Origin of the sequence: Streptococcus alactolyticus (assembly GCF_042649785.1) — a bacterium.
Taxonomy (GTDB): domain Bacteria; phylum Bacillota; class Bacilli; order Lactobacillales; family Streptococcaceae; genus Streptococcus; species Streptococcus alactolyticus.
The window spans coordinates 1-6,129 of sequence record NZ_JBHRZX010000040.1; the positions used below are offsets into that span (position 1 = coordinate 1).

Annotated in this window: 4 protein-coding genes and 1 pseudogene; all 5 read right to left on the bottom strand. The window is 40.8% G+C overall.

All coding sequences use genetic code 11. The annotated features are described in order from the left end of the window. Nucleotides 1–130: 130 nt before the first annotated feature. Complete coding sequence (thrS, locus tag ACFORE_RS08225) at nucleotides 131–2,074, bottom strand: threonine--tRNA ligase (protein WP_154455471.1); 1,944 nt, start codon at nucleotides 2,072–2,074, stop codon at nucleotides 131–133. Beyond that, nucleotides 2,067–2,258: pseudogene (locus ACFORE_RS08230) on the bottom strand (hypothetical protein). Before ACFORE_RS08230 ends, thrS begins: the two are co-directional and overlap by 8 nt. Nucleotides 2,259–2,384: 126 nt before the next feature. Beyond that, nucleotides 2,385–3,716 (bottom strand): glycosyltransferase family 4 protein, encoded by a 1,332-nt coding sequence (locus ACFORE_RS08235; RefSeq protein WP_154455472.1) that lies wholly within the window; start codon nucleotides 3,714–3,716, stop codon nucleotides 2,385–2,387. A 4-nt stretch (nucleotides 3,717–3,720) separates the two neighbouring features. Then, nucleotides 3,721–4,716 (bottom strand): LTA glycolipid anchor biosynthesis glycosyltransferase, IagA/BgsA family, encoded by a 996-nt coding sequence (locus ACFORE_RS08240; protein WP_154455473.1) that lies wholly within the window; start codon nucleotides 4,714–4,716, stop codon nucleotides 3,721–3,723. A gap of 130 nt (nucleotides 4,717–4,846) precedes the next feature. Then, entirely contained in the window at nucleotides 4,847–5,848 is a 1,002-nt protein-coding gene (gene ccpA / locus ACFORE_RS08245; RefSeq protein WP_154455474.1) for a catabolite control protein A, read from the bottom strand. Nucleotides 5,849–6,129 lie beyond the last annotated feature (281 nt).

A 6,129-nucleotide genomic window follows, 5' to 3' on the forward strand; every position in this document is an offset into this window, starting at 1 on the left:
GAAAGAGAGAACGAAGTTCGTCCTCTCTAGGTGTTAGCTTTTCATCTACCCACTACAGTTGACAAAGAGCCAAAAGAAAACACCCAAAAGTCTAAGCTTTCGAGTGTTTCTGGTCCATTGAGCAAATGCCTTATTTAGCTGGACGAGATTTGCGAGCAATATCTGCCAAAATGTTTTCCACAAAGGCATCAACACTTTCTGTGTGGGTTTGTTTGCTACCGTAACGACGAACATTGACAGTCTTGTCAGCCATTTCTTTATCCCCAACAATCAATTGGTAAGGAATTTTCTTGGTTTGGCTTTGACGGATTTTAAGTTGCATTTTTTCGTTACGTTCGTCCACGTCAGCACGAACCCCTTTATCACGCAAGATTTTAGCTACTTCCCAAGCGTAATCAATATGTGCTTCGTTAGATACTGGGATAACAGTCACTTGGTGTGGAGCAAGCCAAGTTGGGAAAGCCCCTTTGTAATTTTCAATCAAGATGGCTGTGAAGCGTTCCATAGTTGAGATAACCCCACGGTGAATCATGACTGGACGGTGTTCTTCACCATCAGCACCGATGTATTTAAGGTCAAAACGTTCTGGAAGAAGGAAATCCAATTGGATAGTTGAAAGGGTTTCTTCATTACCAAGGGCAGTTTTCACTTGGATATCAAGTTTTGGTCCATAAAAGGCAGCTTCACCTTCTGCTTCAAAGTAATCCAAGCCCATGTCGTCCATGGCAGCTTTCAACATGCTTTGAGCATTTTCCCACATTTCATCGTTGTCATAGTATTTGTGAGTGTCTTTAGGGTCACGGTATGACAAACGGAAACGGTAATCAGTCAAGTTGAAATCTTCATACACATCAATAATCAATTGGAGGGTACGTTTGAATTCGTCTTGGATTTGTTCAGGTGTCACAAAGGTATGGCCGTCATTCAATGACATTTCACGCACACGTTGCAAACCAGTAAGAGCACCAGATTTTTCGTAACGGTGCATCATACCAATTTCAGCGATACGAATTGGCAATTCACGGTAAGAATGCACGTGGTGTTTGTAAACTTCGATGTGGTGTGGGCAGTTCATTGGACGAAGCACAAATGATTCGCCATCACCCATATCCATTGTTGGGAACATGTCTTCACGGTAGTGGTCCCAGTGACCTGATGTTTTGTAAAGGTCAACAGAAGCAATTGGTGGTGTGTAAACATGTTGATAACCAGCTGCGATTTCTTTATCCACAATATAGCGTTCCAACGTACGACGAATAGTTGCTCCGTCTGGCAACCAGAATGGCAACCCTTGACCAACTTCTTGTGAAATCATGAACAAGTCAAGTTCTTTACCAAGTTTACGGTGGTCACGTTCTTTGGCTTCTTCACGTTGTTTGAGGTAAGCTTTCAAATCTTTTTTATCAAACCAAGCTGTACCATAAACACGTTGCATCATCGCATTGTCACTGTTACCACGCCAGTAAGCACCCGCTACGTTCAACAAGTGGAAAACTTGGATGCGACCAGTACTTGGGACGTGTGGGCCACGACAAAGGTCTGTGAATTCTCCTTGTGAATAAATAGTCAAACCACCTTCATCTTCTGAATGTTCTTCAATCAATTCAAGTTTGTAAGGGTCATTTTTGAAGATTTCACGCGCTTCGTCTTTAGTCACTTCTTGACGAATACATGGGTAGTTTTCTTTAACAATTTTTTTCATTTCTTCTTCGATACGAGGAAGGTCTTCATCAGTGATTTGACCAGCAGCATTATCAGTATCGTAGTAGAAACCATCTTGGATAGCAGGACCAACACCAAGATGAATATCAGGGAAAAGACGTCGTGCAGCTTGTGCAAAGAGGTGAGCTGCAGAGTGACGCAAGATTGGCAAGGCATCTTCGTGATCAGGTGTCACGATTTCAAGACTACCGTCTTCTGTAATGGCACGCGTTGTGTCAATCAATTTACCGTTTAATTTACCTGCCAAAGCTTTTTTGGCTAATGAATTGCTGATGCTTTGCGCGATTTCAAATGTTGTCACGCCAGATTCAAATTCACGCACAGCGCCGTCTGGAAAAGTAATGTTAACCATATCTATCTCCTTTTATATTGGTTACAAGTGTTAGAAGGTTATCAAGCATCTCAGGATAAAAGAAAAACGACATCCCAAAAGGACGTCGTAACGTGGTTCCACCTTCATTTATCCACGACAAAAAATGCCATGAACCTCAAATCAGCTATATCGTAGCTACCGTTTTATGTTTGCATAAAAACAAGGAAGTAGTATTGAAGCAGTCAACCCTGTGCCCTTCTCACCAGCCGGCACTCGCTCTAAAGGTTGGTTCTTGTTCAACTTGTCTTCGTTAGTTATTATAGCACGATTATTTTATTTTTCAAGGAATCTAATCTAAAAAATCACGAATAGATTGAATCATGCGTCCTGGGACTTTGAGAACCTTGACAGACGTTTTAGCTGTTGATTTCGCCACTCCTCTTGGCAAATCTCTAGCAGAACGGGCAATATGGACAGAACGTTTTTCCTTGCGACGAATGGTCATGGAAATTTTTTCTTTTTTCTTGTTACGTGCTGAAATCAAGACATCCAAGTAAAATTCATAGACCGATTTGCCAAAATGCTCAGCTGAAATATCATACAACTTTTCTTGATAGGTTTTAGGGTTCATCGGTGGCGTGTCTGCAATCGCATCTAAAATAGCGTCCGCCAAATCATCCTCACGGTAAAACAGGGTTCCAAACATCTTGTGGTCAATCACGTCATCCAAGTAAGGATTACCATGTGCAATCACTGGTGTTCCGCTCGCCAAACTTTCTGTATAAGTCAAACCTTGGGTTTCACTGGTTGAAGCTGAGATGAAAAAATCGCAGGTTTTGTAATACAAGACCGTTTCATCATGTGGCACCATACCTGTAAAAATAACCGCGTCCTCAATACCCAGCTCTTTTGCTTGCTGCTGCAAGTCTTTCAAGTAAGGCCCATCACCAGCAATAACCAATTTGACGTGCTTGTTTTCAGACAAGACCTCTGGCAAATGTTTTAGAACAGCTTGAATGTTTTTCTCGTAAGAAACCCTAGACAAGCTAAGCAACATAATGTCATCATCAGCCAACCCTAATTTGTCACGTAAAACCTTGGTGTCTTCAGCGGTGATGTCATCTCGTTCGTATTCAGCCACACGGATGCCTGTTGGAACGACACGTTTAGGGATTTTGATATGATAGTCATCCAAAAGATTTAAAACAATACGTGATGGGCAAATAACCCCATCCAAGTCATTCAAATAGCCACGCATGATGTATTTGACCATGCCTGGTTTGATGATTTTTCCATTTGCAATATAACCCACATAATCTTCGTATTGGGTGTGATAGGTATGGACAGCAGGAATACGTAAGGCCGCTGCGATCATTTTTCCTAACATCCCAACGCTAAATTCGGTCTGCGTGTGAATAATGTCCAATTTGTATTGTTTGGCGATTTTGTAGGTTGAAATCAAGCCACGGTAAGCCACGCGACGGTCGGTAAACGACACAAAAGGAACGCTTGGCAAACGAATAATTGTGGGATCTTCGTAACGTTTCACCGCTTTATCGGTTGTTGTAAAAATATAAACCTCGTGCCCTGCTTTTTCTAACTCTTCTTTTAGGGTACGAATACTCGTTGCAACTCCTGATACCTGCGGAAAATAAGTATCCGTAAAAAGACCTACTCTCATGTTATCACTCCATTACTTTTTCATAAACCTGCACTAATTCATGAGCCACCTTGTCAATGCTGCGACTCTCAGCCACATGATAACCTGCCTCACGTGTAGAGGTTTTATCAGCAAGCACCTGTCTAAGCGCCTTGACAAAACCAGGAACATCGCTGGCAAAGGTAGCTGATTTATCATCCAACCAACCCTTATAAACGGGAATATCACGCAAAACGACTCGTTGGTGACTAGCCAAAGCCTCTAAGACCACGATACCTTCTGTTTCTTCACGACTTGGGAAAAAGAAAGCATCCGAACCACTCATAGCTCCCTCAAAAACATCACCTTTAATGTAGCCTGCAAAAGTAACATTTTCAGGGTGGTCGTGTTCGACTAAACGTCTGACTTTATGCGGAATCACCCATTTGTTTGTATCTCCAAACCAAATAAATCGGACATCAGGCATCTGCTCAGCGACCTTGATAAAATCATCAATACCCTTGCGCATGAAATACAATCCCGCACAAATAACCACTTTGTCATCAGATTTTAGCTTAAAATAATCCCTAAAAGCCTGCTCTTTTTGTGGATTTGGCACATAACGTGACAAATCAATGCCATTTGACACTGCATAAATAGGTGTTTGAACCCCATAACCTGCAATCAAAGATTTAGAATACTCGGTTGGAGTGATGACCGCATCGGCTGTTTGGTAAAAATGACGCAAATAGCGTTTCACCAAAGGGGAAACCAAATTAGAACCAATGAAAGAGTTTCTAAAATCTTCCTCCGTCGAATGCCCATGCACAATCACCTTTTTCCCAGCCCTTTTAGCCTGATGGAGCAGGTAACCACTCCTTAGACCGTAAGTGTTAATATGAATCAAATCGTAATCATCTTCAGGATTGATGGTATAAGCTTGTCCTACCATGTTTAAAGCGCGTTCTTGGTGTTTTATCGCACGCCCAATACCTGATTTACTCAAATAATTTTCCGCTTCCAAATATAGTAAAACTTTCATACTATTTATTATAGCTTATTTTCTGTTTTTTTTCATTTAAAGACAAAAAAGTGCCTGATTAGACACTTTTTTGCGGATACTCGGCGACTGCATCGCGAGTTTTTTTAAGGAAAGATCTCTAAGATTAAATTTAACGTGTGGTTCCACGTACAGTCACGCCATGGTTTAGAATGATTTCTTTTTCTTCTAACTCTTCTTTGTTCATGATTTTAGTGAGCATACGCATACTAACAGCCCCTAAATCATAAACTGGCTGACTGATACTTGTTAGGTTTGGACGTGTGTAGGAAGTGATTGGTGAATCATTGCTTGTGATGATTTCAAAATCTTCTGGAACATTGACACCCGCTTCAAACAAGCCATTAAGCAAGCCTGCTGCTAATTCATCTTCTGCCACATAAGCTGCGGTAGCACCTGAATTGAGCACACGCTTGGCTAACTCAAACCCATCTTTATAGTTGTAATTGATTTCAAAGACAAGACCTTCTTTGAACGATAAGTTGTTCTTTTCAAGACCTTGCTTATAGCCAGCTAAGCGAACTTTACCATTGATTTCGTCAATGAGCGGACCTGAAACAAAAGCGATTTCTTGGTTATTCTCAGCTAAGCGATCCACAACATCAGCCACAGCAGCCTTGTAATCAATATTAACACTTGGCAATTGGTGGTCTAAATCAACAGTACCGGCAAGAACAACTGGTGTACGTGAGCGAGAGAACTCTGCACGAATTTTTTCAGTCAAATGGTGTCCCATAAAGATAATACCGTCCACTTGTTTGGCAAACAAGGTGTTGATAACGTTGATTTCTTTGTCATCGTCTTCATCACTAGATGCTAGGACAATATTATACTTATACATAGCAGCGATATCATCTATCCCTTTTGCTAGAATTGAGAAATAACTATTGGCAATATTTGGGATAACCACACCGACAGTTGTCGTTTTTTTACTTGCCAAACCACGAGCAACGGCATTTGGACGATAATCCAAACGTTCAATGACTTCAAGAACTTTTTTACGTGTGTTTTCTTTGACATTTTTGTTTCCGTTTACAACACGGCTGACAGTTGCCATAGAAACGCCAGCTTCTCGGGCAACGTCGTAAATTGTAATCGTATCATCAGTATTCATTGTTGGACTTCCTTTCTATTTGAAAATTTCGCTTTCATCATATTCTATCATTTTTTATAAACGCTTTCAAGTACTAAAGCACTCTTTTTAATTTTTAAAAGCTACTTTTTCGCTTAACCAAGCCGTTTTGCAGCTGGAAAGTTCTAAAATGAAGTTAGCCACCTAAGGGTATCAAAAAACATCTCAGAGAGATATAATTGTAATCACCACAACAATTAGAAAGACTCTGAGATGCAAAACTATTATACTCCAAAAAGTAAACATTTAACACTAACTGAACG